We start from the raw sequence: 26,222 nt of genomic DNA, 5'->3' as shown, positions 1-26,222 counted from the left end.
TCAGCCCGCCGACGGCAGCGTGTTGATCGCCCTGATCAGGCTGTGCAGCGCGCCCACCCGGAACTGGTTCAACACGAGCACGAGCCGCGGCAGGTCGACCGCGTCGTGATCCGCGCGCTCCGGGGCGAGAGCCTCGGTGCGCTCGATGCGCCCGCGCAGCAGCAGATCGCCGAACCGGTCGTTCAGGTCCGCGATCTCGGCGTCCGTCGGCTCGTGGTGGAGACGCAGCACCAACTGATCGCCGACCCAGCGCAGCGAGTCGTAGTTGTGCCAGAAGCCGAGGATCTCGCGGGTCGCCGCATCGACCGAGTCCGTGATCAGCACACGGTCCAGGTCGCCGGCCGAGATGTAACCGCCCGCCGCGAGATTCCCGTCGACGAAGGTCTTCAGCCCGTGCCAGAACGTGCCGCCCGGCTCGTCGAGCAGCACGATCGGCACGGGCTCGGCCTTGCCGGTCTGCTGCAGGGTGAGCAGCTCGAACATCTCGTCCATGGTGCCGAATCCGCCCGGCAGGCAGACGAATCCGCGGGACTCCTTGACCAGCATGAGCTTGCGGGTGAAGAAGTACTTCATCGACACGAGGTTCGCGTCCTGCGCGACGACCGCGTTCGCCTTCTCCTCGAACGGCAGGCGGATCGAGACCCCGATCGACATCTCCCGCCCTGCGCCCTCCGCCGCGGCCTGCATGATGCCGGGGCCGGCCCCGGTCACCACCATCCAGCCGTCCTTCGACAGCAGCCTCGCGACATTCTGCGCCTGGCCGTAGAGCGGATCGGCCTGGGTCGTGCGGGCGGATCCGAAGATCGTGACCTTCGGCACGCCGCGCAGCGGCGCGAACAGGCGGAACGCGTCCCGCATCTCGCTGAGCGCGGCCGAGGCGATCTTCAGATCGAGGCGGTCGGTGCGGTCCTGTCCCAGCGCGATCGCCGACTGCAGGATGCGGGTGATGAGACTCCTGTTGCCCGTGACTCCCTCGGCGTCGAGCAGCGCCCCCAGTCTGGCGCGGAGATCATCGGGAAGGATCACGTCGGTCATGCCTCCACCCTGTCACGCGGTGGCCGCACGGGCGCCACCGACGCGGTGATCGTCGCCCGCGCCGGGCGAGTCCTCACCGCCGCCGGGTCCGCAGTGCCGGAAGATGAGTGCTGCCGCGCCGTGCAGCACGGCAGGAGGAGAACGCCCCATGGCCAGGACGAAGCGCGCGCGTCACAGCGAGCTCAAGAACACCGCGTACGAGATCTTCATCGGCATCCTGTCACTGCTCTCGATCGCGAACCTCGTGCTGGTCTACGTGTTCGCCGGCGACGGCGCGATGCAGCTGGTGCTGTCCGTGATGAACGCCCTGTTCAGCGTGATCTTCCTGATCGACTTCGTGTACCGCATCACGACCTCGGACACACCCTGGAAGTACTTCTTCCGCGGATTCGGGTGGGCCGACCTCCTGGCGAGCCTGCCTTTCCCGCAGCTGAAGATCCTGCGCGTGTTCCGCCTGCTGCGCGTGTTCCGGCTGCTCCGAGCGCTGGGCTTCCGGAAGATCGTGTCGACGCTGGTGCACGACCGCGCGAACAGCACCCTGATGACCCTGCTGCTGCTGGGAATCCTGGTCCTGCAGTTCGGCAGCATCTCCATCCTCGCCGTCGAGGAGCACGCGGACGGCGCGAACATCACCTCGGCATCCGACGCGCTCTGGTACACCGTCGTCACGATCTCGACGGTCGGCTACGGCGATCAGTACCCGGTGACGAACGTCGGGCGTGTGCTCGGCGTGCTGATCATCATCGTCGGCGTCGGCATCTTCGGAACGTTCACCGGGTATCTCGCGAACCTGTTCCTCGGCCCGTCGAAGGACGACTCGTCCGACGCGGAAGCCAGTGCCGTGACCGCCGACGCCACAGCCGACACGGATGCTCAGAACACGCCCGACACGGCGAAGGCTGCATCCGCCGGGGTCGCCGGCGGCGCAGCATCCGGAGCGGTCGCGGCGGGGGCGACGGCGAAGGACGACGCGGCCACCCGCGACGACCGCCTGCGCTCGCTGCTCGCGCAGTCCGAACGGATGCAGGCGGAGATCCGCGAGTTGCTCGCCGAGCGCTGACGGACGAACGAAGGCGGACCGGTCAGCCCAGGCGGGCGACCAGGTCCGACGCCGCGATGGTCTCGCGCTCGCCAGAACGGCGGTCCCAGAGCTCGACCTGGCCGTCGACCGCGCCACGTCCCACGATGACGATGGTCGGCACGCCGAGCAGCTCGGCGTCGCCGAACTTCACACCGGGCGAGACCTTCGGACGGTCGTCGAACAGCACCTCGCGGCGGGTCGCCTCGATGTCCGCCGACAGCTGTGCGGCGAGATCGAAGGCGACCTGGTCCTTGCCGGTGGCGATCACGTGCACGTCGAACGGCGCGATGGTCTCGGGCCAGATCAGACCCTTCTCGTCGCTGTTCAGCTCGGCGATCGCCGCGAGGATGCGGGTGACACCGATGCCGTAGGAACCCATCGTGACGGTCGTCAGCTTGCCGTTCTCGTCGAGCACCTTGAGTCCGAGCGCCTCGGCGTACTTGCGGCCCAGCTGGAAGACGTGGCCGATCTCCATGCCTCGCGAGATGGTGACAGGGCCGGAGCCGTCGGGCGCCTCGTCGCCATCGCGCACACTGGAGACCTCGACGAAGCCGTCCGCGGCGAAGTCGCGGCCGGCGACCACGCTGTGCGCGTGCTTCTGGTCGATGTTCGCGCCGGTGATCCAGCTGGTGCCCTCGGCCACGCGCGGGTCGACCAGGTAGCGGATGCCGGTGGCGGACTCCTCGCCCAGCACAGCGCCGGTCTCGCTCCACGGGCCGATGTAGCCGCGCACGAGCAGCGGGTTCTTCTCGAAGTCGGCGTCCGTGGCGGGCTCGACCTCGGCGGGCGCGAAGGCCACCTCGGCGCGCTTCTCGTCGACCTCGCGGTCGCCGGGCACGCCGACGACGACGAGCTCGCGGGTGCCGTCGAGGTGGGTCAGCGCGAGCACGACGTTCTTCAGCGTGTCCGCGGCGGTGTAGTCGCCGTCCAGCACGGCGTTGCTGTGCGCGACGAGCGTGTCGATGGTCGGAGTGTTCGGCGAGTCGAAGATCACCGGTGCGGCATCCGCGTCGAAGGCGACCGCTGCGACCGCCGGCGTCGTGTACGCCTCGACGTTGGCGGCGTAGCCGCCGGCGGAGCGCACGAAGGTGTCCTCACCGATCGGGGTCGGGTGCAGGAACTCCTCGCTGCGGGATCCGCCCATCGCGCCGGCATCCGCCTGCACGATCACGTACTCCATGCCGAGGCGCTGGAAGATGCGCTCATAGGCGTCGCGCTGCGCCTGGTAGCTCGCATCGAGCCCGGCATCGGTGTAGTCGAACGAGTACGCGTCCTTCATCGTGAACTCGCGGCCGCGCAGCAGGCCGGCCCGCGGACGCGCCTCGTCGCGGTACTTGTCCTGGATCTGGTAGATCGACAGGGGCAGATCCTTGTAGGACGAGTAGAGGTCCTTCACGAGCAGCGTGAACGCCTCCTCGTGCGTCGGCGCGAGCAGGTAGTCGCCGCCCTTGCGGTCCTGCAGGCGGAACAGCAGATCGCCGTACTCCTCCCAGCGACCGGTCGCCTCGTATGCCTCCCGGGGCATGAGTGCCGGGAAGTGCACCTCCTGGGCGCCGGCGGCCTCCATCTCCTCGCGGACGATCTTCTCGATCTTCGCCTTCACGCGCAGCCCGAGCGGGAGCCAGGCGAAGATGCCGGCTGCCTGCGGCCGGATGTAGCCGGCACGGATCAGCAGCTTGTGGCTCGTGACCTCGGCACCAGCCGGGTCTTCACGGAGCGTACGGACGAAGAGATGGGAGAGACGGGTGACCACGGGATGATTCTACGGGTGGCCGCCCGCCCCCTTCACCATCGTCAGTTCAGTGCGCGGGTGCCCTCGGGGATCACGCCGTTCGCGTAGAGGCTCGTCGCGACATCCTGCAGTGCGGTCAGCGCGACCCGCTGCGGCACGGGGCCGTAGGAGATCCGCGCCACCCCCAGCGACTCGTACTCAGCCGCCGTGAGCGCACCGGGCAGGCCGATCACGCTCACCTTGCCGACACCGATCCCGTCGACGAGCGTGCGAGTCGCATCGGCATCGAGGATGCCGGGCACGAAGACCGCCTTGGCCCCGGCGTCCAGGTAGGCGCGGCCGCGCTCGACGGCGTCGGCGAGCTTGTCGGCGAGCGGCTTGTCGCCGCCGCGCACGATCGCGTCGGTGCGCGCGTTCAGGACGAAGGGCACGCCCTCCGCCTCGCCGGCCTTCACGATCGCCTCGATCTGGGCGACGGACTCGGCCAGCGGCTTCAGACGGTCCTCGATGTTCGCGCCGACCACGCCGACGCCGATCGCGAGCCGGGTGGTCTCGCCGGCGTCGCCGTAGCCGTCGTCGAGGTCCGCGCTCACCGGCAGCTCGACCGCGGCGGCGATGCGTCCGACGAAGTCGATCATGATGTCGCGCGGGATCTGGCCGTCGGCGTATCCGAAGGTGGCGGCGATGGAGTGCCCGGCTGTGGCGAGGGCGCGTGTCTCGGGCAGTGCGGCGATCGCCTGCGCCGAGACGACGTCCCAGATGTTGACGACGCGCAGGATCTCCGGCGCGTCGTAGAGGGCGGCGAGTGTCTGTGCCTTGTCCGCAGTGTTGGTCATGACAGCCACGCTAACGCCGGGACGGAGGCCCGGGGCCGATGTGTCCGAAGAAGGCGCATAGGCTGGCGCCATGCCTCAGCGCCGATCGCACATCGCAGAATCCGCCGCGCAGAGCGCTCTGGCCGAGGCCCTTGCCGCGGTACGGGCGCCGTTCGACACCCCGTTCCCGCCCGAAGCGGTCGCCGAGGCCGAGAGAGCCACGGCGATCGCGCCCGACGTGGATCTGCGCGATGTGCCGTTCGCGACGCTCGACCCCGAAGGATCCAGGGATCTGGATCAGGCGTTCCAGCTCGAGCGCGCCGGCCGGGGCTTCACGGTGCGGTACGCGATCGCGGATGTGCCGGGGTTCGTCACACCGGGTGGGGCGCTGGATGCCGCAGCGCGCGAGCGCGGGCAGACGCTGTATGCCGCGGACGGCTCGATCCCGCTGCATCCGCCGGTGCTCAGCGAGGGCAGCGCGTCGCTGCTGCCCGATCAGGACCGCCCTGCACTGGTGTGGACGTTCGCCCTGGACGCCGAGGGGGTCGTGACGGAGACGACCCTGCAGCGCGCGCTGATCCGCTCCCGCGCACAGCTCGACTACGTCACCGCCCAGCAGGCGCTGGACCGCGGCGAGGACTCCCCTGCCGCGCTGCTGCCCGAGATCGGGCGGCTGCGGCTCGAGCAGGAGGCTGCACGCGGCGGCGCGAGCCTGAACCTGCCCGACGCGGAGGTCGTGCGCACCGGCCCGGGACAGTACGGCATCGAGCGCAGGCAGCCGCTGCCCGTCGAGGACTGGAACGCCCAGCTGTCGCTGATGACGGGCATGGCCGCCGCGGACATCATGCTCGACGGCGGCGTCGGCGTGCTGCGCACCATGCCGCAGCCCGATGAGGAGACGTTCGAGGAGTTCCGCACGCAGACGCAGGCGCTCGGCCGTCCCTGGACCACGGGTCGGTACGGCGAGTACCTGCGCGGTCTGGACCGGGCGGATCCGCTGACCCTTCCGGTTCTCGAGGCGGCGAGCGCCCTGTTCCGCGGCGCCGGCTACGTCGTCTTCGACGGCACGCCGCCCGAGGAGCGGATGCAGGCGGCGATCGGCGCGCCGTACGCGCACGCGACGGCACCGCTGCGTCGGCTCGTCGACCGATGGTCCCTCGCGATCTGCCTGGCGCTCTCACGGGGCGAGGAGGTTCCGGCGTGGGCACGCGAAGGTCTGGCCGAGCTGCCGGAACTCATGCAGGAGTCGTCGTCGCGGGCGTCGCAGCTGAACGCGCAGACCGTCGAGTGCGTCGAGGCGGCCCTGCTCGCACCGCGCGTCGGCGAGGTGTTCGAGGCGACTGTCATCCGCCCCGCTAACGGCGAGGGGAAGGCGACCGTGCAGATCGCCGAGCCCGCGGTGACCGCCCGCGCACCGATCCCCGCAGAGGCCAGGCCGGGCGCCGTCGTGCGCGTGCGGCTCGACGCCGCCGACATCCGCACCGGCGCTGTCGCCTTCTCGACCGCGGGGCCGAGGTGAGCGTCCGACTGGATGCCGCACAGCGGGCCTGGGTCGCCGAGCGGCTGCCGGGCGCCGAGGTCGTCGCGGACATGTCGTGGAACCTCGTCGACACCACCGTCCTGCACGTGCGGTCCGCCGGGCGGGACTTCGTCGTCAAGGCCGCAGGTCCCGACGACACGCACCTGCCGCGGGAGATGTCCGCGCACCCCGGGTACGTCGCGCCGCTCGCGGCCACGGGGCAGGCCGCGCGCCTGCTCGACGCGGATGCCGCGGCCCGCATCATCCTGCTCGAGTATCTGCCCGGCACGCTCGTGCTCGGCACGGAGACCGAGCGGCAGTCGGACACCTACCGGCAGGCCGGCGAGCTGCTGAGCAGGCTGCACCGGCTGGAGACCAGGACGGATGCCGAATACGAGGCGCGTGCGACGGCCCGCGCGCTGCAATGGCTCGACCAGCCGCACAGGGTGGACAGCGTGACGGCAGAGCACGCCCGCCGGATCCTGTCCTCCGCTCCGGCATCCGCGGTGACGATGGTGCCGACGCACGGCGACTGGCATCCGCGCAACTGGCTCTTCGACCGGGGCGTCGTGCGTGCGATCGACTTCGGACGGTTCGCGTTCCGACCGGCATCCACCGATCTCGTGCGCCTGACGACGCAGCAGTGGCGCGGGCATCCGGAGTTCGAGGCCGCCTTCTTCGAGGGGTACGGCCCCGATCCACGTGACCCCGAGCTGTGGCGTCTCGACGCGCTGCGCGAGGCCGTCGGCACCGCCGTCTGGGCGTACAAGGTCGGCGACGAGCCCTTCGAGCGCCAAGGGCACCGGATGCTGGCCGAGGCGCTCGCCGCGTTCTGAGCGCGCCGCGTCGGAGCGGGCGCCGCGTCGGAGTTCGGTACGTTCGCGGACGCCGGGGAGCGGTTTCCTCCGAGATATGGCAGTTCTCCGAGATGCTGCCGCCGCCGGATACGCTGGCCGAATGCACTTCGCCGAGGTCACCGAGAGATTCATCGCCAGTCACTTTCCCGATGCGACGACGGCGATCGTGGCCGGCAGCACGAGCCGCGGCGAGCGCACCGCCAGCAGCGATGTCGATCTGCTGCTGATCGGCGAGCAGCTGTTCGCCGACGGGCAGATGTCGTCGGCATCGACCCACGTCTTCGACGGCGAGGTCTTCGAGGTGTTCGCCTACACCGCGGAGGGTTTCCGGGAGTGGGCGGAGCGGGGCATCGAGCAGCATCGTCCGGTGATCGTGCACATGCTCGTCGAGGGCCTCCCCGTGCGTGCCGGTGCAGAGCTCGCGGCGCTCAGACAGCACTGGAGCGCCGTGCTGAAGTCCGGCCCGTCGCTGACGCCGAAGGAAGCCGCGTTCCGTCGCTACGTGATCACCGATGCGTTGGACGACCTGCGCGACGCGACGGATCCGCTGGAGCGCCGAGTACTGGCATCGATGCTGTTCGAGCGAACGGCCGAACTCATGCTGCTCACCGACGGGCGCTGGCTGGGCACCGGCAAGTGGCTCCCCCGCCGGCTTCGGGAGCTCGACCCGGCGCGGGTCGATACGCTGACCGCGCCCTTGCTGAGCGATGACCACCCGGCCTTCGCCGATCGAGTGCAGGCGGAACTCGATCGCGCCGGCGGACGTGTCCAGGACGGGTTCGTGCGGTGAGCGGCGTCCTGATTCGCGACTACCGCGATGCCGACGCGGCCGCGACGTTGCGGGTGTTCATCGACGCCGTGACCGTCACCGCCGCCGAGGATTACTCACCGGAACAGATCGCGGCATGGGCGCGGCCCGAGAAGCGCGGCCTCGCGGACTGGAGCGCAGCGATGCACCGGCTCGCCGGCATCGTCGCCGTGGTCGATGGACAGGTCGCGGGGTTCTCCGACGTCAACGCGGCGGGGTACATCGACATGATGTTCGTCTCCCCGAGCTTCGCACGCCGGGGCCTGGCCCGCGCACTCTTGACCGAGCTCGAGACCAGGGCCCGGGATGCCGGCGCCACGGGCCTCTCCTCGAACGTCAGCATCACCGCCCGGCCGTTCTTCGAGCATGCCGGATTCGTGGTCGAGGCCGAGCAGCATCCGGTGATCGACGGCATCGAGCTCACCAACTTCCGGATGACGAAGGCCCTCGGCTGATCCGCCTCGTGGATAGCATGGCCGGATGCGCCATCTGATCCGCCTGTCCGACTGGGATCGCGCCGATGTCGAGCGGGTGTTCGCCCTCGCAGACGAGTACGAGCGTGGCGCGGGCCCCCGTCGCGAGGGATGTGCGGTGATGTTCTTCCCGCCGAGCAGCCTGCGCACGCGTGTCTCCTTCGAACGCGGTGCGCAGCTGATGGGGCTGCAGCCGATCGTGTTTCCGACCGAGTCACTGGAGAAGCCCGAGGCCCTCGCCGACGTCGCCGGGTATCTGGCCTCCTGGGCGGATGTCCTGATCGTGCGGCAGCGCATGCAGATCATCGAGGAGCTCGCCGCGTCCAGCCCGATCCCCGTCGTCAATGCGATGACCGAGCTGAACCATCCCTGCGAGGTCATCGGCGACGTGTACGCGCTCAGCCGCACCCGCGAGCCGCAGTCGCTGAGATTCCTGTTCGTCGGTGCCGATGGCAACATCGCCCGCGCCTGGCAGGAGATCAGCGACGTGCTGGGCCTCCACCTCATGCAGTGCTGCCCGCCCGAACTCGCGACGCCCGGGCTCGTGAACACCGAAGACCTCGCTCGCGCGATCACGACGGCGGACGTCATCATCACGGATGGGCCAGGCCCTCATGCCGAGGCTCTCGCACCGTTCCGGATCACTGCCGCGCTACTCGACGCCGCGCCCGCCGACGCGCAGTTCATCCCCCGTCCCCCCGCACGTCGCCGGCCGGGAGGCCACCGCGGACGCGTTCCGGCATCCCGCCTTCGCCGGCCACGGCTTCAAGAGGACGCTCCTGCCGGCGCAGCAGGCGGTCCTGTCGGTGTGCCTCGGCTGATGTACAAGACCGACTGACGTTCCGGGACTGCGCTGCTAACCTCCGGAACCATGGGTCAGACGCTGCACATCAACGGAACCGGGATCTTCGTCGACGAGCGCGGCCCCTCAGGCGGCGAGCCGCTGCTGTTCATCCACGGCGGACCGGGCAACCCGTCCTGGGACTTCATGGAGTCGGTCGGCGACCTGTTCGCGGGTCGCGGCGTGCGCGTCATCGGCGTCGATCAGCGCGGCGTCGGACGCTCGGACGCGCTGCCGGAGGAACCCGCCCTGAGCGTGCCGGTGCTGATCGAGGACTTCGAACAGCTGCGCGAGGCACTCGGCATCGGGGCGTGGTCGCTCATCGGGCACTCCTCCGGTGGCGCGTATGCGCTCGACTACGCGCTGGCGCACCCCGGCGCCGTCACCCGGCTGGTCCTGGACTGCCCCGCGCTCGACACGGACGCGACCGACCGGCATCGCCTGCCGCGCGCCGCCGCCATGCTCGATGCCGCCGGAATGCCGGAGGAGGCCGCGCGCTGCCGCGAGATCGCGGCGCGCGGGGACCGGCTCACCGCGGAGGACCGGTCGTGGGAGGCGATGACGCCGCTCGGCGCGCAGTACCTCGACCTGTTCTTCGCCGACGCGGACGGGCGAAGGCGCTACGAGGAGATCGCGGATGCCGCACCCGACGAGCTGGACTGGTCGAAGTCGTGGTCGCATCGCGTGCTGCTGGCCGACATGTACGTGGACCGGCTGCCGCGTCTGGCAGACCTGACCATGCCGTCGATGCTGGTACACGGTGAGGCGGACCTCGTCGCCGCCCCGGCGATCGTGGCGGACTACCGCGCGGCGACCCGAGGCTCGGTGGCCACGATCGCCGAGGCGGGCCACTTCGCGTTCGTCGAGCGCCCCTCGGCGTACGTCGACGCGGTATTGGGGTTCCTCCGCGGCTGATCGACGATCGGCGCGCTCACCGATCCACCTGGGCGAACTGGGCGGCGGTGTACCGCTCCCCCTGTACGACGTCGGCGACCGCGTCGAGCGCGGCGAGCTCGTCACCCCGGAGCACGAGCTCGGCCGCCCCGAGGTTCTCCTCGACGCGCGAGAGCCGTCGGGTGCCGGGGATCGGCACGATCCACGGCTGCTGAGCGAGGAGCCATGCCAGCGCGATCTGCCCGGTCGTGGCGTCCTTCGCCGCGGCGAGCGCGGTGACATGTGCGATCAGACCGGCGTTCGCCTCGCGGTTCTTCTCGCTGAAGCGCGGCAATCCGTTGCGCATGTCGTCGGCCGCGAAAACCGTCGTGGTGTCGATCCCGCCCGTGAGGAACCCTCGTCCCAGCGGGCTGAACGGCACGAAGCCGATGCCGAGCTCGCCGAGCACCGGCAGCACCTCCGCCTCGGGGTCACGGGTCCACAGCGAGTACTCGCTCTGCACGGCCGTCACCGGATGCACGTCATGTGCGCGACGGATGGTCGCGGCGGATGCCTCGGACAGGCCGAAATGCCGCACCTTGCCTTCGGCGATGAGCTCGGCCACCGTCCCCGCGACATCCTCGATCGGCACGGCCGGGTCGACGCGGTGCTGGTACAGCAGGTCGATCACGTCGGTGCCGAGGCGTCCCAGCGAGGCGTCGACGACCTCTCTGATGTGCTCCGGCCTGCTGTCGAGGCCCTCCTCGCCGATGCGGAATCCGAACTTCGTCGCGATGACCACGTGATCGCGCACCGGTGCGAGTGCCTCGCCGACGAGTTCCTCGTTCACGTACGGCCCGTACACCTCCGCGGTGTCGAACAGTGTGACACCGAGATCGACGGCGCCGCGGAGTACGGCGATCATCTCGTCTCGGCTTCCGGGGTTCGGGCCGTAGGCCCGCGACATCCCCATGCAACCCAGCCCGATCGCCGAGACCTCGAGTCCCTGCCCGAGGGTTCGCTTCTGCATCGTCATGCTCCTTCGTCTCCGGTTCCACGGTCGTACCGCGCGAGAGCGCTGAGCCCGCGCACGGCCGAATACGGCTTCATGTAGAGGACCTCGCCGAGACGCTGCTCCTTCGCGCGCTGCAGGCGCCTGCCGAGATCGGGCCGCAGCTCCCAGAGGTACGCCCTGGCGAGCTCGGCGTGCGGCGAGTTCGACACGATCCTGATCGCATCGGCATCCTCGATCAGCCCGGTCGCGTTCTGCACGTTCTCGCGCGTCGTCCTGCTCAGAGTCTCGAGCCGGACCGGGCCGGCGTACCCGCGTCGCCTCGCGTACGCGGCGAGCAGCTCCGCCTCGGGGACATCCCCGCCCACCGCGCCACCGCAGAGCACGAGCACCGCCTCGCCGGCATCCGGCGACAGCGATCGCAGCGCGGCACGCACCCGGTAGCGGTTCACGGCGTTCGCGTGCGTGCCCCGATTGCGGAACCCGAGCACCACGATCGCCTCGCGCCGCACCGGATGCCCGTCACCGGCGCCCATCCGCCGGCGGGAGGAGCGCTCGTGCACGAGCTCCGACCAGACCATGACGGCGGCGAGCGCAGCCGCACCGGCGACGGCCGCGCACCGGAGGGCCCTGCTCATCCGATTGGCGGTCACAGGCAACGACGCTACTCCCTCGACGAGGAAGAAGGCAGCGGGGTCGACGCCGGACGTGTGGAGACCTCGCGCGGCGTACCATCCTGCTGTGACTGCAGACCCGCTCGTCTCCTGGCTCCGCACCGACGCGCACCGGCTGCGCACCCTGGATCCGGACGAACCAGACGACAGCGACCTCGAGCCGCTCCTCGGCATCATCGGCGACGCGCGCATCGTCGCGATCGGCGAGTCGATGCATCGCGTGCACGAGTTCCTCGCTCTGCGGCACCGTGTGTTCCGCTTCCTGGTGCGCCGTGCAGGGTTCACCGCCCTGGTGATGGAGAGCGGGCAGCCGGAAGGGCTCGGCGTGGATCGCTGGCTGCGTCACGGTGGCACGGGACTGCGCGAGGTGCTCAGTCGCGGGATCACCTACCGCTTCGACGCCTGCGAGGAGATGCTCGATCAGGTCACCTGGATGCGAGAACAGAACGTCCGCGGCATCCCGGTGCGATTCGCCGGGATGGACGTGCCGGATTCCTCGGCCAGCGCTCTTCCCGGCATCCTCGCCGCACTGGAGGTTCTCGACGAGGCCGACCCGGCGTACGCGGCACACGTCCGCGCGAGCGTCGTCCCACTGTTCGACCATCTCCCCGCGGATCGTACCGGGCTGGTGCAGGCGGCACCGGCCATCCAGGCCTACCTCGCCCTCCCGCCCGAGCGGCGCAATGAGATCGTGGCAGCCATCGGAGATCTCACCGCACGGATGCGGGCGCTCCGGCCGGACCTGGTCGCGCGGTGCGGCGGCGGCCGGTCGGCGGTGCGCCGTGTCGACTCCGCGATCCATGCGGCGGAGAGCGCACGTGCCGCCGACGACTTCCTGCGTGCGATGGCCGTCGGGCCGGTCCGCACCTGGCCGCCCGCCAACATCCGGGATCTCTGGATGGCGGATGCGGTCGAGCGGATGTTGCGCGACGAGCCGCGCATCCTCGTGGCCGCAGCGAACGGACACGTGCAGCACACGCCGTTCTCAGCGCCGCCGTACGTGCCCGATCCGATGATCACTCTCGGCGGGCACCTCTCAGACCGGTTCGGGTCGGACTACGTCGCGATCGGCACCTCGTTCGGGGGTGGTGACGCGTGGCTGCACCGGCCGGATCCTGCGGACGCCCCCGGTCACTCCCGGCCGTTCGTGCAGCCTCTCGAACCCGCGCGTCCGGACAGCGCGGATGCGGCATTCGCCCGCGCGGGTGTCGGCGACTTCGTCGTGGATCTGCGTCAGGCGACGCCGGCGGCGGCCGAGGCGCTGGATCGGACCGCCGGGCTTCAGAACGGGGACGTGCTGCAGCCGCTGCCGGTGCGCGCGGCGTTCGACGCGATCGCGTTCGTCGAGACGGTGTCACCCTGGCACACCTGGCTCGACGAGCACGGTCTCGACGGCCGCGCGACGGCCTGAGACCTCAGGCCGGAACGGCCGTCGTCGTCATGACCAGCAGCTGAGGGTCGGAGAGGTCCAGCGAGACGGTGATCGAGGCGAACTCCGCGAGCGAGGAGGCGTGCGTGCCGCCGCACGGGATCGACGCGGTGCCCTCGGGCAGCTCGCACTCCCAGCGCCGCATGTCGATGATCGTCGGACCGTCGACGACCACACGGCTCGGTGCCCCGGACGACACCCACGAGGCCAGCGTGCCGTTGATCGCCGCCTCGCGCTCCGCCATGCTCGCGGCGAACGTCTCGGTGTCGAAGCCCGCCTTGCGCAGGCTCTTGCCGAGGCGATACTCGTCGACGGCGCCGTCGGCGTGGATGAAGCTGGTCTGATTCGCTCGGCCCTCGAAATCCGGATTGCCGAGAGCATCCGGCCCCGGGTCCTTGCGCCACAGGTCCGCCAGTGCGAGATCGAGGGCGAGGGATGCCAGATGGCAGGCCGTGTGCCCGCGGCTCAGCCCGGCACGGCGATCCGCGTCCACCTCGAGCGCCGCAGTGGACCCCGCGACGACGGATGCCGGGATCTCGCCGTCCATGCGGTGGGCGACCAGCCACGTCCAGCCCTCGGCGCCGCGCTTGACCGGGATGTCGGTCCCGACAGCGAAGGCGCCGTCGTCGCTGATCGCCGCCATCACGGCCTCCGCCACCGCGACCTCATCCGCACCGACCACGATCGTCCCTGAGTCACCCGGCTGATCGGGCCAGGTGTGATCCACGGGGTGGAACGGGGTGGCATCGGTGACCACGACGTCCCCCTGCACCGCGAGCACCCGGGCATCCGCCCGCAGAGCTCCGGTGGGGAACGTGACGGTCGTGGGGCGCGCGAGGACATCGGGATGCATGACTCCATGCTTCCACGCGGGCGGCGTCCGCGGCATCAGCGCGCGATACGCTGAGGCATCGGATGCTCCCGCCACGTCCGACCCGAGGTGACCGTGAAGTGAACGAACGCATCCCGCGGCTGCTGCTCCCCGCGCACTACGACCTGCCCGGCATCGACGACGATTCCCGTACGCTGTACGCCCACCTGGCGAGCATGGGCCCGCTCCCGCTCGAGCAGATCGACACTGCCGCGCTGCGCACTCTCCTCGCGGCAGGGCTGGCCGTCGTGCATGCCGGATCAGTCGACATCGTGCCGCCGGCCGGTCCGCTGCAGGAGATCGCGGACCAGCACACCCAGCGGGCCGTCGCCGCGCAGCTCGCCATCGATGATCTGATGGCGATCTGGCGCACGGCTCGTGGTCAGGAGGTCGGCGTGGAGGTGCTCTCCGGACCGGCCGCGAGCCGGGAGTTCGACGCCCACATCGCGCAGGCACGACGCGAGATCCTCGCGCTCTCGATCGGTCCGCGAGCCGGGATGACGATCGAACCCGCGCATGGCCTGCTGGATGCCCTGGACCGCGGTGTGAGCGTGCAGGTCGTGTACCACAGCCGACTGTTCGAGAACGAGTCGGCTCTGGCCGTCACGACAGAGTGCGTCGCGGCAGGAGAGCAGGCCAGGGTGCTCCCCCGCGTGCCGGTGAATCTCGTCATCGCCGACGACTGCGCGACCCTGAACGTCTCGTACGACAACGATGAGCCCATCCATCTCGCGTTCATGCGCAGCCGTCGGCTGGTCGCCTCGTGGCGGGCGGTCTTCCAGACGTTCTGGCAGCTGGCGCTGCCCTTCGACCCGGGCAGCGCCCTGGAGTCGGTGCGCCATCCCGCGCCGGAGGAGCACCGCGAGCTGGTCCGATTGCTCAGCCTAGGGATCACCGACCGGGCCATCGCCCGCGAGCTGGGCGTCTCGGAACGCACGGTCGGCCGCCGAGTCACCGCTCTACAGGAGCACCTCGGTGTGGACACCAGGTTCCAGCTGGGTCTGCAGCTGGCCATGCAGGGCTGGGTGTGACTCGACGGCCGCCACGGTCATGCGCGCGGTTCGGTCACGGATACGGCGAGGTCACTCCGCGTCCGGGGCGATGAGCTCGGGGAAGACCCGCTCCCACTCGGTGGCGAGGTCCTCGGTGGCGATGATGTGCCCCTGGTTCTCCTGCGCCTTCACGAAGTCCGCCGCCCACGCCGAGCTGGCGTAGCGCTGGTTCGGAGTCCCGTGGTGACCGGGGTTCTCGAACGAGCAGTCGCCGACGGTGTAGAACGACTGCATGGCCTGCAGCGCCGATGCCTTGTTCAGCGACTCGCCGCGCTTGCTGACCGTGAAGTACGTGCTGAAGGCGTCCGCCATCAGTTCGGACCTGCGGGTCTGCTCTGACTCATCGGTCAGATCCGTCTCGAACAGGTCGTGCGTGTACTGCACCTGGTGAGCGTACTCGTGACCGAGCACTGCGCGGTCACCGACCGAGCCGAGTCCGATCTCGCTCCACATGCTGCTCAGCCCCACACCCATCGCGACGCGGCGGGTGATCCCGAGGTCCGCGAGCATCCCCGTGCTGTCGCCTGCGCGGTCCGGGTCGAGCGCGAACGCGTTCAGCGTGAACAGGGGGTTGTCGACGCCGCCGGGGAAGCCGTCCACCCAGCCCGCCTTCACGCCGCTCTCCACCGAGAGCATCATCAGGATGGAGATCAGGCCGTTGACCTCGCCGAACTTGTCGTAGACGAACTGCCGGTCTGCCGCCGCTTCGGGCGTGTCGGCGAACACCTTCGCGTCGAACGGAACCAGGCCGATCTCGCTGTCGTCGATGCCCCAGAAGCTCTCCAGCGCGCGGAACGTGCGCGACATCTCGTTCGTCTTGTCGCCGTTCACCCCGAACTGGGCGTCGTGCGGGTCGGTCGGGGTCTTCATCAGCGTCCAGTACTGCAGGAACAGCGCGGGCGAGACACCGAGCAGGCCGTTGTTGTACCACTGCCACGACTGCGGGTCCACGGCCGCCAGCTTGGCGCGCGCCCACGTCGTCAGCTCGCTCGTGCTGCACTCGTAGTCACCCGGGTCGATGGCGCCGGCCATCCCCTCCGAGATCCCGGCGTCGCGCAGCGTCTCGCGCACGGCGGCGAGTTCGGTCTGCACGGCGGCTCGGAACGACTCGTCCGAGGCGCCGATCGCCTCGTACTCCGCCCGGGTCGCGTCATCGAGATCGGCGGTCTTCAGATACTCGTTGAACTGTGCGCGCGCAGACGCCGCATCCTGGGCATCCGACGGGGACGCGATGGACGCCGGAGTCACGGGCGCCGTCCGAGCGGTCGCCGCTGAGGCGGCGGACGCTCCGAAGCCGGTGACCGCGAGGGCTGCGATCGAGGCGATCGCGAGGGGTGTCTTGATCGAGAGTTTCATCAGCACTGATCTCCTTACTCTTCGCCAGGCCTGGGGTGCCTGAACTCATGAGCAGTGAATCAAGTGGCTGTGAGACTCACAAGGAATTCCGATGTCCGTGATCGGACATGTCCGGCGTCGGTCAGCTGGTGACGACCTGCGCGGTGCCGAGCGGGGCGTCGGGGCCCATCTCGGCGGCGATGCGGTTCGCCTCCTCGATGAGCGTGGCGACGATGTCCGCCTCCGGCACGGTCTTGATGACCTCGCCCTTGACGAAGATCTGACCCTTGCCGTTGCCGGAGGCGACGCCGAGGTCGGCCTCGCGGGCCTCGCCGGGACCGTTCACGACGCAACCCATGACGGCGACGCGCAGCGGCACGGTCATGTCCTTCAAGCCCTCGGTGACGTCGTCGGCGAGCGTGTACACGTCGACCTGGGCGCGCCCGCAGGACGGGCAGGAGACGATCTCGAGCTTGCGCTCGCGCAGGTTCAGCGACTGCAGGATCTGGTGGCCGACCTTGACCTCCTCGGCCGGCGGCGCCGAGAGCGACACGCGGATGGTGTCTCCGATGCCCTCGCCGAGCAGGATGCCGAACGCCGTGGCGCTCTTGATCGTGCCCTGGAACGCGGGGCCGGCCTCGGTCACGCCGAGGTGCAGCGGCCAGTCGCCGCGCTCGGCGAGCATGCGGTACGCCTTGACCATGACGACGGGATCGTTGTGCTTGACCGAGATCTTGAAGTCGTGGAAGTCGTGCTCCTCGAACAGCGACGCCTCCCAGACGGCGCTCTCCACGAGCGCCTCAGGGGTCGCCTTGCCGTACTTCTCGAGCAGCCGGCGGTCGAGCGAGCCCGCGTTCACGCCGATGCGCAGCGAGACCCCGGCATCCTTCGCCGCCTTGGCGATGGCGCCGACCTGGTCGTCGAACTTGCGGATGTTGCCGGGGTTGACGCGCACCGCGCCGCATCCTGCGTCGATCGCCTGGAACACGTACTTCGGCTGGAAGTGGATGTCGGCGATGACCGGGATCTGGCTCTTCTTAGCGATGATGTGCAGCACATCGGCGTCGTCCTGCGACGGCACCGCGACGCGCACGATCTCACAGCCCGAGGCGGTGAGCTCGGCGATCTGCTGCAGGGTGCCATTGATGTCGGTGGTCTTCGTCGTGGTCATCGACTGGACGCTGACGGGGGCGTCGCCGCCGACGAGCACCTTGCCGACCCGGATCTGACGGGACTTGCGACGAGGCGCGAGGACTTCCGGGACGCGCGGCATCCCCAGGTTCACTGCTGGCACCCCTCCAGCGTACCCGGGCGTCACACGCCTGGGCCGGATGCCGCCTGTGTGGTACTTTCGCCATATGTCCGCGAACCGCACCTGGTGGCCCGCCTTCTAGGCGGAGTTTCGCGTACCCACGAGAATCAGACCGCCTTCCGGGGCGGTCTTTTTTGCATCCCGCGCCGGATTCCCCGATACAGGAGACCCGATGGCCATCGCCGACCGCCTGCACGCCCTCACCGCCGACCCCGACGCGTCGTTCGTGCTCATCGCGCGAGACGGCGGTGTCGAGCTGCTCACGGGCACCGTCGCCGACGTCGAGCTGCTCGCCGACATCCCGCTGCAGCCGGACCGCGAGGTCTTCGCCCTCGTGCCGTACCGGCAGGTGCGCGAGCGCGGCTTCGAGGCGCAGGACGACGGCACACCGCTGCGCTGCATCCTCGTCGACGAGCACGAGACGCTGGATGCCGCAGAGCTGATCGCCGCTCTGCCGGACGAACCGATCGCGCTGCGCGACGGCGGATTCGACATCTCCGACGAGGACTACGCCGCGATCGTCGAGCAGGTCATCGACGAGGAGATCGGTCGCGGCGAGGGCGCGAACTTCGTGATCCGCCGCGACTACACGGCATCCTTCGACACGGACGACCGCACCGCGGCGCTGACCTGGTTCCGCGCCCTGCTCGAGCACGAGCGCGGCGCCTACTGGACGTTCGCGGTCATCACACCCGGGCGGATCGCGGTCGGGGCGAGCCCGGAGGCGCACGTCGTCGCCCGCGACGGGTTCGTCACGATGAACCCGATCTCGGGCACGTTCCGACATCCGGCGGGCGGTGCGACGAAGGCGGCGCTGACCGAGTTCCTCTCCTCGACGAAGGAGACCGAGGAGCTGTTCATGGTCGTCGACGAGGAGCTCAAGATGATGAGCCAGGTCTGCTCGGACGGGGGGCGCATCACCGGTCCGCACCTGAAGCAGATGTCGCGGCTGACGCACACCGAGTACATGCTGCGCGGGCGGAGCGCTCTCGACCCGCGCGACGTGCTGCGCGAGACGATGTTCGCGCCGACCGTCACCGGCTCGCCGATGCAGAACGCGTGCACGGTGATCCGTCGGCATGAGCGGTCACCGCGCGGTTACTACTCCGGCGTGGCGGCGCTGTTCAGCCCGAACGCGAGCGGCGGCCACGACCTGGACGCCCCGATCCTCATCCGCACGGTCTATGTCGACCGCGGGTCTCTCGCCGTCCCGGTAGGCGCCACGCTGGTGCGCCACTCCGACCCGTACGGCGAGGTCGGCGAGACGCACGGCAAGGCCGCCGGCGTGCTGGGCGCGATCGGCGCGATCGAACGCGACCATGCCGCCGAGGCGCGCGACGACGCCGACGCCCCCGATGCGGCACCGTCGCTCGCAGACGACCCAGAGGTCGCCGAGCTGCTCGCCTCACGCAACGCGCGGCTGGCCGAGTTCTGGCTGCAGCCGCAGGACGCCGCGGCTGCGGGCCCGCTGTCCGGCCGCACCGCACTCGTCGTCGACGCCGAGGACCGGTTCACGACGATGCTCGCCCACCAGCTGCGCCACCTGGGTCTGGAGGCCCGCGTCGTGTCGTGGGACACCGTGACCGACGACGAGATCGACGCCGCCGACCTGGTGGTGGCCGGCCCCGGCCCCGGTGACCCTCGGGATGCCGCTTCGGCGCGCATCGCGCGGATGCGGGAGGTCGTCGCCCGTCGCCGGACGGCGGATGCTCCGCTGCTGGCCGTGTGCCTGAGCCACCAGATCCTCGCGGACTCGCTGAGAATCGCACTGGTGCCGCTGGACGCGCCGCATCAGGGGGTGCAGAAGATCGTGCCGGTGTTCGGCGAGGACGCCTCGGTCGGCTTCTACAACACCTTCACCGCACGGGTCTCCCCCGGCACCGTGTCCGCGGCGGACGTCGAGGTCTCGGCCGATGCGGTGACCGGAGATGTCTACGCGCTCCGCGGCGAGCGCTTCGCATCGATCCAGGGCCACCTCGAGTCGATCCTGTCCCGCGACGGCATCCGCACCCTCGAGCGGCTCGCGGAGCACGCCCTGGCATCCGACGGTCGCTGAGCGTCCGCGGGTCGATTCCGGCTCATCCGAGCCCCGGCCAGCGGTCGGCGGCGTAGCCGCCACCGGCGCCGCGGCCCGGTTCGCACGTTCTCGACGTGCCCGGCTGATCCGCCGACTGCCACCACGAACCTGCGGTGGCGGAGATCCGGAAGGGCATGTCGCCGTCGGCCACGAGGCGGATCTCGGCGCCCTGCGGGCCGCGGGCTTCGATCGACATCGGCGCTTCCCGCTCGTCGGTGATCGTCCAGCCCGCGTCGGCGAGCACGCGCACGAAGGCGTCGCGATCGACCACGAGGTCGCCGGTGGCCTGGTGGCGGAAGCCGATGATCACCCGATAGGAGTCCAGGCCGGTCGCCGTGGCATCGGCGGGCTCCGCGCATGCGGCATCCGACTCCCAGAGCTGCGGAGCCGCCACGGCGCGCAGATCTGCGACGACCTGCTGAACCGTGTCGTAGCGGTGCTCGGCGAGCGCGATCTGCTCGTCCGCCGTCCGCGCCGTCGCCTGCGCCGGACGCTCACCCGCGGCATCCCACCGCGCCTGCCCGGCGGCGACGCCCGCTGCGGCCACCCCGAACAGCAGCACCGGCGCCAGGACGGCCGCCGCCCACCCGGCCCGCAGCCACGCTCGCCGATGCCGCAGCGCCGCCGGACCGGCGGTGACCACCAGCAGCGCCACCCAGGATCCCAGGCCGACGACGACCGCGACCACGAGCGCCCATGCCGAGAGCACTCCGCCCATCGGAGCGCCGACCATCTGCTGCAGCACGGACGGGACCGGGGCCGAAGGTGTCTCCGTGGGATCCCCCGTGAGGGTCATGTCCGGCATCGCGAACGCCACCGCGGGCCAGCACCACCAGTGCAGCACCAGCAGCCAGATCCGGGGCGCGGGGGTCGAACGCACTCCGGCGCGGCGCAGGACGAGGCGTGGCAGCGAGCCGAGAAGCCCGGCCGCCGGGATGATCAGCGGCGAGGCGAGCACGAGCGTCAGTGCCGTCTCGCCGCGGAAGCTCAGCAGTCGCCACAGGCAGAAGAGCACGAACCCGATCGGCAGCAGCCAGTTCAGCCACGGCCACAGCCGCCAGGTCGCGCGCTGGAGCACGCCCTCAGCCCAGCAGGTTGACGGGTTTGAGCAGGTCGGCGACGATCAGCAGTCCGCCCATCCCGATCATGAGGACCGCGACCACGACGGTGAGCGGGACGAGCCGCGTCGCGTCGACCGGCTTCGGCTGCCGACGGCCGGTGAGCTTCGCCCAGGTGCGCTTGATGCCCTCCCAGAGAGCGACGACGATGTGACCGCCGTCGAGCGGGAGCAGCGGGATGAGGTTGAACACGAACAGCGCGATGTTCAGCGCCCCGAGCAGGTACAGCAGCGTGCTGAGTCGGTTCAGGACCGGGCTGTCTGTCACCGCGACGTCACCGGCCAGGCGCCCGACGCCGACGACGCTGAGCGGCCCGTTCGGGTCGCGCGGCGCGCCCGCGAACACCGTCTCGGCGACGTCCCACATCTTCTGCGGGAGGGTGACGATCATCGAGGCGACGCCCCCGACCTGCTGCGCGGTCATCTGCGCGCCCATGCCGATCGGCTGCTGCACGTAGGCCAGCTGCGAGGTGATGCCCGCGTACCCGACCTCGTGCATCACGGGCTCGCCGTTCGCGTCGACGACGGGCTGCCCGTTCGCATCCACCTCCTGGCGCTGCGCGGGGACCGGGGTGAGGGTCGTGTCGACCTGTTCGCCGTCGCGCTCCACGACGACCGGGAGCGCCTCTCCCGGGGAGGCCTGGATGATCGCGGACGCCTCGGCGAACGTGTCCACCTGCTCTCCATCGACGCTCAGCAGCACGTCGCCGGGCTGAATGCCCGCCTCGGCCGCGGGTGCCGTCGGGTCGTCCGGCGCGCAGGCGGTCTGGCTCGTCCCGGCCGGGAGCACGCACTCGCTCACCGAGGCGACGGTCGTCGTGGCCTGCTGGATGCCGATGCCCGACGCGACCACCGTGAAGATCAGCAGGCCGAGGACGAGGTTCATGAACGGACCGCCGAACATCACGATGATGCGCTTCCACACCGGGAGCTTGTAGAAGACGCGGTCCTCGGCGCCCTCCGCGATCGTCTCGTCGTTGGCGGAACGGGCATCCTGCACCAGCTTGGAGAACAGTCCCTTGGCCTTGCCGGTGTCCTTCGACGGCGGATACATGCCCGACATCGAGATGAAGCCGCCCAGTGGCAGCGCCTTCACGCCGTACTCGGTCTCCCCGATCTGCTTGGACCACAGCCGCGGGCCGAAGCCGATCATGTACTGCCCGACGCGCACGCCGAAGAGCTTCGCGGGCACGAGGTGCCCGATCTCGTGCAGTCCGATGGACAGCGCGAGACCGATCAGCATGAACAGGATGCCGCCCAGGTACAGCAGGATTTCCACCAGATCACCGTACTGGCCGTGGCGAGGAATCCGCTGTGACTCCGAAGGGGTGGGAGACTGGAACCGCCATGGCCACTGCACCTGCCTCCGCTCCCCTGCCCCCCGTCCTGCGTCCGGAGCGCCCTCCGCACCGGACGCTGTCCGATCTCGCCGAGCGCTTCGGACTCGGCATCCGCGGGGATCTCACCGGTCGGAACGTCACGGGCATCACGCTCGCGACGGCCGATCTGCGCGCCGGCGAGGTGTTCGTGGGCATCCACGGTGCGCGCCGGCACGGCGCCGAGTTCGCCGGCCAGGCCGCGGAGCAGGGCGCTGTCGCGATCCTCACCGACGCGCAGGGCGCGGACATCGCCTCCGCGAGCGGGCTCCCCGTGCTGATCGCTGACGACCCGCGTGCGGTGCTCGGCGGGATCAGCGCGTGGCTGTACGGCACCGACCGCGACATGCCCACGCTGCTCGCCGTCACGGGAACCAACGGCAAGACGAGCACTGCGCACGTGCTCGAGGCGATCCTGAACCAGCTCGGTGTCGTGACGGGCCTGAGCTCCACGGCCGAGCGGCACATCGCCGGACAGACCATCGTGTCGCGGCTGACGACGCCGGAGTCGTCCGAGATGCACGCGCTGCTCGCGCTCATGCGCGAACGCGACGTCGCCGCCGTCGCCGTCGAGGTCAGCGCCCAGGCGCTTTCGCGGCACCGCGTGGACGGGCTCCTGTTCGACGTCGCGGGCTTCACCAACCTCACCCATGACCACCTCGACGACTACGGCGACCTGGAGACGTATCTCGAGGCGAAGCTCGCGCTGTTCCGGCCGGACCGCGCCCGCCGCGGCGTGATCTGCGTGGACACTCCCTCGGGGCTCGAGGTCGTCTCGCGCGCGGAGATCCCGGTCGTGACCGTGGGCGCGCCGCAGCTGGCGCAGGATGCGGATGCCGCGGCCTCAGCCGACTGGATCGTCCGCATCGAGCAGGAGACGCAGCGCGCCACGACGTTCACGGTCCGCGCGCCGGGCGGCGCGGAGATCACCACCACGATCCCGGTGATCGGAGCGCACATGGCCGCCAACACCGGCCTCGCCATCGCCATGCTCGTCGAGGCCGGCCACGACTTCCAGGAGATCGCGGCGGTTCTGGAGCGCGACGGCGGGGTCCGGGCGGTGCTGCCCGGGCGCACCGAGATCGTCTCCGGCGCGCAGGGTCCTGTCGTCTACGTCGATTTCTCGCACACTCCGGACTCGTTCGAGAAGACCCTCGCCGCCGTGCGCAAGGTCACCCCCGGCCGAGTGCTGATGATGTTCGGCGCCTCCGGCAACCGGGACACGCTCAAGCGGCCGATCATGGGGCGCGTCGCCGCCGAGGGTGCCGACGTCGTCATCGTCACCGATCACCACCCCCGTTACGAGGAGGCGGCTCCCATCCGTGCCGCCCTGCTGGAGGGCGCTCGCTCCGCGGGGACGGATGCCGAGATCATCGAGATCGCCGCTCCGGAGGAGGCGATCCGCACCGCGGTCGCCATGACCGGCGAGGGCGACGCGATCCTGTGGGCCGGTCCCGGCCACCAGGACTACCGCGAGATCGACGGCGTCCGCACCCCGTTCTCCGCGCGCGCCCTGGCCCGCCAGGCGCTGCAGGATGCCGGCTGGCCGGCGCCTTCCGGTCGTTGAGCGTCCTCCGGCCGTTGAGCGACCTCAGGTCGTTGAGTGAGCGACGAAGGAGCGAGACGAAACGGCTTCAGCTGATCTGAGAGCGTTTCGTCACTTCGACTCGCTTCGCTCGCTCAACGACCGAGGAGCGGGATGTTCCTCGGCGCGCGCTCAACGACCGGCGGCGGCGATGAGGGCGTCGGCCTTCGCGCGAGCCCAGGTCTCGGCATCCGCGAGCGTCTCGATCGTGAGCTGCTCCGGCGGCTCGTGCGCGTCGACGACCGCGGCGATCGTGTCGACGATCCCGAGGAACGGCAGTCGCCCTTCGTGGAAGGCGTCCACCGCCTGCTCGTTCGCCGCGTTGTAGACGGCGGGGAAGGTCGCGCCGGCTCGGCCGACCTGCTTCGCGAGCGCCACGGATGGGAACGCCACGTCGTCGAGGGGCTCGAAGGTCCAGCTGGTGGCTTGTCGCCAGTCCAGCGGCCGCCCCACGCCGCCCACGCGGTGCGGCCAGTCCAGCCCCAGCGAGATCGGCAGCCGCATGTCCGGCGGCGACGCCTGCGCGATCGTGGACCCGTCGACGAACTCGACCATCGAGTGCACTATCGACTGCGGATGCACCACCACCTCGATGTCGTCGTAGGCGACGTCGAACAGCAGGTGCGCCTCGATCACCTCCAGGCCCTTGTTCACCAGGGTCGAGGAGTTCGTCGTCACCATCCGCCCCATGTCCCAGGTCGGATGGGCGAGTGCCTCCGCCGGGGCGACGTCCGCCATCTGCTCGCGGCTGCGCCCGCGGAACGGACCTCCGGATGCGGTGACGACCAGACGCCGCACCTCGCCGTGCTCCCCCGATCTCAGCGCCTGCGCGATCGCGGAGTGCTCGGAGTCGACCGGGACGATCTGCCCCTCAGCCGCGGCGGCCCGCACCAGCGAGCCGCCGACGATCAGTGACTCCTTGTTCGCCAGCGCCAGGGTGCGCCCCGCCTTCAGAGCCGCGAGCGTGGAGCCCAGTCCGATCGAGCCGGTGATCGCGTTGAGCACCACGTCGGCCTCGACGTCGCGCACCAACTGCTCCGCCTGTTCCGCGCCGAGCGCGGTGTGCTCGATCCGGAACTCGGATGCCTGCTCAGCCAGCATCGCCGCGTTCGATCCGGCGGCGATGCCGACCAGCTCGAACCTCCGCGGATTCGCGCGGATCACGTCCAACGCCTGGGTGCCGATGGAGCCTGTGGAGCCGAGGACGAGGATGCGACGCATGCTGTCAGCCTATTGCGCTGTCCCGCGCGTCACTTCTCCAGCGGCGTCGCGCCGAGGATGTCGACCACGAAGACGAGGGTCTCCTTCTGGAGCTCATGTCCCTCGGACGCGCCATAGCCGTCCTTCGGCGGAATCTCGGCGATCACCTGCGAGCCGACCTTCTGCCCGATGAGAGCCTTCTGGAATCCGGTGACGACGCCCGTCGCGGGAAACTGGGACGGGTACGCGTCGCGGCTCCACGTGGAGTCGAACTCCTTGCCGTCGCTCCACTTCACACCGCGGTACTGCACGGTCACCAGGTCGTTCTCGGTGACCGTCGCGCCGTCGCCCTGCTTGAGCTGCCCGATCTCGGTCTCGGCGGGCGGGTCGGTCTCGGGGATGGTGATCGTGGGCGCGCCGTCCTTGCCGAGCTTCACCGTCGCCATGCCGGCCGGCGGGTCGACCTCCTCACCGGTGGCGACGGTCGGGAGCTTCTCGAGGGTCTGCACATAGAGCACGACCGACGGCTGACCTTCACCGAGCTTCTCGCCCGGGATGGCGAGCACGGCTTCGGAGCCGATCGGCATGCACTCGGTCGCGATCACGAAGATCGACGACTGGGTGAAGTCGTACAACTGCTGCTGCTGGTTCGGGTTCAGCAGCACCGGCAGCACGCCTTCCGGTCCGCGTTCGGAGGTGCCGAGCACCTTGCTGTCACCGGATTCGATCAACTGGTACCGGACGGAGATGAAGTCGGTCGGGGTGATGTCCTTGCCGTCGCCCTTCTTCACGACGGTGCGCTCGACGTCGGCGAACTTCGCGTCCTTGGGGACGGTGACCTTGGCCTCCAGTCCGGACCCCTCCACCTTCACCGAGTCGGAGGTCGCTCCCGGCTGAGTGTCCAGCACGCACGACGACGAGCTCTTGGTGGGCGTCGGCGTCGACCCGGCATCCGGCGAACCCGAGCAGCCGGCCAGGATCAGGGTCGCCGCGGCGACGGTGGACAGCAGGGCGAGCGGACGCAGGCGCACGGTGAGACCTCGTGATCGGAGACTGTGGACGTCTCATCTTCCCTCATCCGGTTAGGTGTTCTTCCCCGTGAGGTTGTGAACGCGTTGGATGGGTGTTGAGCCTTCGAGCGCGGTGTG

General features: G+C 70.2%; 24 protein-coding genes. 11 read left to right on the top strand and 13 right to left on the bottom strand.

All coding sequences use genetic code 11. The features are described from left to right. Nucleotides 1–1,035 (bottom strand): TIGR00730 family Rossman fold protein, encoded by a 1,035-nt coding sequence (locus GON06_RS08220; protein WP_157311851.1) that lies wholly within the window; start codon nt 1,033–1,035, stop codon nt 1–3. A 12-nt stretch (nt 1,036–1,047) separates the two neighbouring features. Next, nucleotides 1,048–1,185: a hypothetical protein gene (locus GON06_RS08215; RefSeq protein WP_157311850.1), complete on the bottom strand. Its 138-nt coding sequence runs from the start codon at nt 1,183–1,185 to the stop codon at nt 1,048–1,050. Between GON06_RS08215 and GON06_RS08210 the strand changes: the two genes are divergently transcribed. Next, on the top strand, nt 1,184–2,095 hold the full coding sequence (locus tag GON06_RS08210) for a potassium channel family protein (protein ID WP_157311849.1): 912 nt from the start codon (nt 1,184–1,186) through the stop codon (nt 2,093–2,095). The genes GON06_RS08215 and GON06_RS08210 overlap by 2 nt on opposite strands. A 22-nt stretch (nt 2,096–2,117) precedes the next feature. Here the strand turns inward: GON06_RS08210 and GON06_RS08205 are convergent, their stop codons facing one another. Together GON06_RS08205 and GON06_RS08200 are read right to left on the bottom strand one after the other, a co-directional pair. Then, the gene (locus tag GON06_RS08205) at nt 2,118–3,869 is read right to left on the bottom strand and encodes a proline--tRNA ligase (RefSeq protein ID WP_332837288.1); all 1,752 of its coding nucleotides are present in this window, start codon (nt 3,867–3,869) and stop codon (nt 2,118–2,120) included. 41 nt (nt 3,870–3,910) lie between these two features. Next, nucleotides 3,911–4,684 carry an isocitrate lyase/PEP mutase family protein gene (locus tag GON06_RS08200; protein ID WP_157311848.1) on the bottom strand — a complete coding sequence of 258 codons (774 nt, stop codon included), beginning with the start codon at nt 4,682–4,684 and terminating at the stop codon, nt 3,911–3,913. Nucleotides 4,685–4,754: 70 nt separating this feature from the next. On the opposite strand from GON06_RS08200, the gene GON06_RS08195 reads away from it, so the two are divergent. The 6 genes from GON06_RS08195 (at nt 4,755) to GON06_RS08170 (ending at nt 10,076) form a co-directional block, all read left to right on the top strand. Then, nucleotides 4,755–6,182 carry an RNB domain-containing ribonuclease gene (locus GON06_RS08195; protein ID WP_157311847.1) on the top strand — a complete coding sequence of 476 codons (1,428 nt, stop codon included), beginning with the start codon at nt 4,755–4,757 and terminating at the stop codon, nt 6,180–6,182. Beyond that, nucleotides 6,179–7,018, top strand: a complete 840-nt coding sequence (locus tag GON06_RS08190) for a phosphotransferase family protein (protein ID WP_332837287.1) — start codon at nt 6,179–6,181, stop codon at nt 7,016–7,018. Before GON06_RS08195 ends, GON06_RS08190 begins: the two co-directional genes overlap by 4 nt. Nucleotides 7,019–7,139: 121 nt before the next feature. Next, nucleotides 7,140–7,829, top strand: coding sequence for a nucleotidyltransferase domain-containing protein (locus GON06_RS08185; protein WP_157311846.1), 690 nt, complete (start codon nt 7,140–7,142; stop codon nt 7,827–7,829). Continuing rightward, nucleotides 7,826–8,302, top strand: coding sequence for a GNAT family N-acetyltransferase (locus tag GON06_RS08180; protein WP_332837286.1), 477 nt, complete (start codon nt 7,826–7,828; stop codon nt 8,300–8,302). The genes GON06_RS08185 and GON06_RS08180 overlap by 4 nt, the downstream gene beginning before the upstream one ends. A gap of 25 nt (nt 8,303–8,327) precedes the next feature. Then, nucleotides 8,328–9,158 (top strand): ornithine carbamoyltransferase, encoded by an 831-nt coding sequence (locus tag GON06_RS08175; protein WP_232528366.1) that lies wholly within the window; start codon nt 8,328–8,330, stop codon nt 9,156–9,158. Nucleotides 9,159–9,191: 33 nt separating this feature from the next. Continuing rightward, on the top strand, nt 9,192–10,076 hold the full coding sequence (locus tag GON06_RS08170; RefSeq protein WP_157311845.1) for an alpha/beta fold hydrolase: 885 nt from the start codon (nt 9,192–9,194) through the stop codon (nt 10,074–10,076). Between the two features lie 16 nt (nt 10,077–10,092). On the opposite strand, the gene GON06_RS08165 is transcribed toward GON06_RS08170, so the two are convergent. Continuing rightward, a complete protein-coding gene (locus tag GON06_RS08165; RefSeq protein ID WP_157311844.1) occupies nt 10,093–11,064 on the bottom strand; it encodes an aldo/keto reductase in 972 nt (323 codons plus the stop codon). 2 nt (nt 11,065–11,066) lie between these two features. After that, complete coding sequence (locus GON06_RS08160; RefSeq protein WP_198346657.1) at nt 11,067–11,684, bottom strand: YdcF family protein; 618 nt, start codon at nt 11,682–11,684, stop codon at nt 11,067–11,069. Between the two features lie 103 nt (nt 11,685–11,787). Here GON06_RS08160 and GON06_RS08155 point away from each other — a divergent pair, with 103 nt between their 5' ends. After that, nucleotides 11,788–13,131 (top strand): erythromycin esterase family protein, encoded by a 1,344-nt coding sequence (locus GON06_RS08155; RefSeq protein ID WP_198346656.1) that lies wholly within the window; start codon nt 11,788–11,790, stop codon nt 13,129–13,131. Nucleotides 13,132–13,135: 4 nt separating this feature from the next. On the opposite strand, the gene GON06_RS08150 is transcribed toward GON06_RS08155, so the two are convergent. Continuing rightward, the gene (locus tag GON06_RS08150; RefSeq protein ID WP_157311842.1) at nt 13,136–14,002 is read right to left on the bottom strand and encodes a hypothetical protein; all 867 of its coding nucleotides are present in this window, start codon (nt 14,000–14,002) and stop codon (nt 13,136–13,138) included. A gap of 98 nt (nt 14,003–14,100) precedes the next feature. Between GON06_RS08150 and GON06_RS19065 the strand changes: the two genes are divergently transcribed. Continuing rightward, nucleotides 14,101–15,051: a helix-turn-helix transcriptional regulator gene (locus tag GON06_RS19065; RefSeq protein ID WP_157311841.1), complete on the top strand. Its 951-nt coding sequence runs from the start codon at nt 14,101–14,103 to the stop codon at nt 15,049–15,051. A gap of 51 nt (nt 15,052–15,102) precedes the next feature. On the opposite strand, the gene GON06_RS08140 is transcribed toward GON06_RS19065, so the two are convergent. Then, entirely contained in the window at nt 15,103–16,428 is a 1,326-nt protein-coding gene (locus tag GON06_RS08140; protein WP_157311840.1) for a hypothetical protein, read from the bottom strand. A 121-nt stretch (nt 16,429–16,549) separates the two neighbouring features. Further along, nucleotides 16,550–17,701, bottom strand: a complete 1,152-nt coding sequence (gene ispG, locus GON06_RS08135) for a flavodoxin-dependent (E)-4-hydroxy-3-methylbut-2-enyl-diphosphate synthase (RefSeq protein ID WP_332837284.1) — start codon at nt 17,699–17,701, stop codon at nt 16,550–16,552. 190 nt (nt 17,702–17,891) lie between these two features. On the opposite strand from ispG, the gene GON06_RS08130 reads away from it, so the two are divergent. After that, nucleotides 17,892–19,775, top strand: a complete 1,884-nt coding sequence (locus GON06_RS08130) for an anthranilate synthase family protein (protein WP_157311839.1) — start codon at nt 17,892–17,894, stop codon at nt 19,773–19,775. A gap of 22 nt (nt 19,776–19,797) precedes the next feature. Here GON06_RS08130 and GON06_RS08125 read toward each other — a convergent pair whose 3' ends face one another. Continuing rightward, nucleotides 19,798–20,874 carry a hypothetical protein gene (locus GON06_RS08125; protein WP_157311838.1) on the bottom strand — a complete coding sequence of 359 codons (1,077 nt, stop codon included), beginning with the start codon at nt 20,872–20,874 and terminating at the stop codon, nt 19,798–19,800. A gap of 4 nt (nt 20,875–20,878) precedes the next feature. Next, the gene (locus tag GON06_RS08120) at nt 20,879–22,192 is read right to left on the bottom strand and encodes a M50 family metallopeptidase (RefSeq protein ID WP_332837283.1); all 1,314 of its coding nucleotides are present in this window, start codon (nt 22,190–22,192) and stop codon (nt 20,879–20,881) included. A 68-nt stretch (nt 22,193–22,260) separates the two neighbouring features. On the opposite strand from GON06_RS08120, the gene GON06_RS08115 reads away from it, so the two are divergent. Then, nucleotides 22,261–23,856, top strand: a complete 1,596-nt coding sequence (locus GON06_RS08115) for a Mur ligase family protein (protein WP_157311837.1) — start codon at nt 22,261–22,263, stop codon at nt 23,854–23,856. A 150-nt stretch (nt 23,857–24,006) separates the two neighbouring features. On the opposite strand, the gene dxr is transcribed toward GON06_RS08115, so the two are convergent. Both dxr and GON06_RS08105 read right to left on the bottom strand, forming a co-directional pair. Further along, complete coding sequence (gene dxr, locus GON06_RS08110; RefSeq protein WP_157311836.1) at nt 24,007–25,095, bottom strand: 1-deoxy-D-xylulose-5-phosphate reductoisomerase; 1,089 nt, start codon at nt 25,093–25,095, stop codon at nt 24,007–24,009. A gap of 29 nt (nt 25,096–25,124) precedes the next feature. Continuing rightward, nucleotides 25,125–26,105: an FKBP-type peptidyl-prolyl cis-trans isomerase gene (locus GON06_RS08105; protein WP_332837281.1), complete on the bottom strand. Its 981-nt coding sequence runs from the start codon at nt 26,103–26,105 to the stop codon at nt 25,125–25,127. Nucleotides 26,106–26,222: the final 117 nt, after the last annotated feature.

Origin of the sequence: Microbacterium sp. MAH-37, assembly GCF_009758255.1 — a bacterium.
Lineage (GTDB): Bacteria > Actinomycetota > Actinomycetes > Actinomycetales > Microbacteriaceae > Microbacterium.
Note: the sequence above shows the minus strand (reverse complement) of the source record. Positions and strands in the feature narration are given on the sequence as shown.

Bases quoted from the DNA above. Each gene is read 5' to 3' on its own strand.
- GON06_RS08220 (WP_157311851.1), bottom strand. From the start codon at position 1,035: ATGACCGACGTGATCCTTCCCGATGATCTCCGCGCCAGACTGGGGGCG.
- GON06_RS08200 (WP_157311848.1), bottom strand. From the start codon at position 4,684: ATGACCAACACTGCGGACAAGGCACAGACACTCGCCGCCCTCTACGAC.
- GON06_RS08195 (WP_157311847.1), top strand. From the start codon at position 4,755: ATGCCTCAGCGCCGATCGCACATCGCAGAATCCGCCGCGCAGAGCGCT.
- GON06_RS08115 (WP_157311837.1), top strand. From the start codon at position 22,261: ATGGCCACTGCACCTGCCTCCGCTCCCCTGCCCCCCGTCCTGCGTCCG.
- GON06_RS08185 (WP_157311846.1), top strand. From the start codon at position 7,140: ATGCACTTCGCCGAGGTCACCGAGAGATTCATCGCCAGTCACTTTCCC.
- GON06_RS08170 (WP_157311845.1), top strand. From the start codon at position 9,192: ATGGGTCAGACGCTGCACATCAACGGAACCGGGATCTTCGTCGACGAG.
- GON06_RS08215 (WP_157311850.1), bottom strand. From the start codon at position 1,185: ATGGGGCGTTCTCCTCCTGCCGTGCTGCACGGCGCGGCAGCACTCATC.
- dxr (WP_157311836.1), bottom strand. From the start codon at position 25,095: ATGCGTCGCATCCTCGTCCTCGGCTCCACAGGCTCCATCGGCACCCAG.
- GON06_RS08175 (WP_232528366.1), top strand. From the start codon at position 8,328: ATGCGCCATCTGATCCGCCTGTCCGACTGGGATCGCGCCGATGTCGAG.
- GON06_RS08210 (WP_157311849.1), top strand. From the start codon at position 1,184: ATGGCCAGGACGAAGCGCGCGCGTCACAGCGAGCTCAAGAACACCGCG.
- GON06_RS08160 (WP_198346657.1), bottom strand. From the start codon at position 11,684: ATGAGCAGGGCCCTCCGGTGCGCGGCCGTCGCCGGTGCGGCTGCGCTC.
- GON06_RS08150 (WP_157311842.1), bottom strand. From the start codon at position 14,002: ATGCATCCCGATGTCCTCGCGCGCCCCACGACCGTCACGTTCCCCACC.
- GON06_RS08130 (WP_157311839.1), top strand. From the start codon at position 17,892: ATGGCCATCGCCGACCGCCTGCACGCCCTCACCGCCGACCCCGACGCG.
- GON06_RS08165 (WP_157311844.1), bottom strand. From the start codon at position 11,064: ATGCAGAAGCGAACCCTCGGGCAGGGACTCGAGGTCTCGGCGATCGGG.
- GON06_RS08140 (WP_157311840.1), bottom strand. From the start codon at position 16,428: ATGAAACTCTCGATCAAGACACCCCTCGCGATCGCCTCGATCGCAGCC.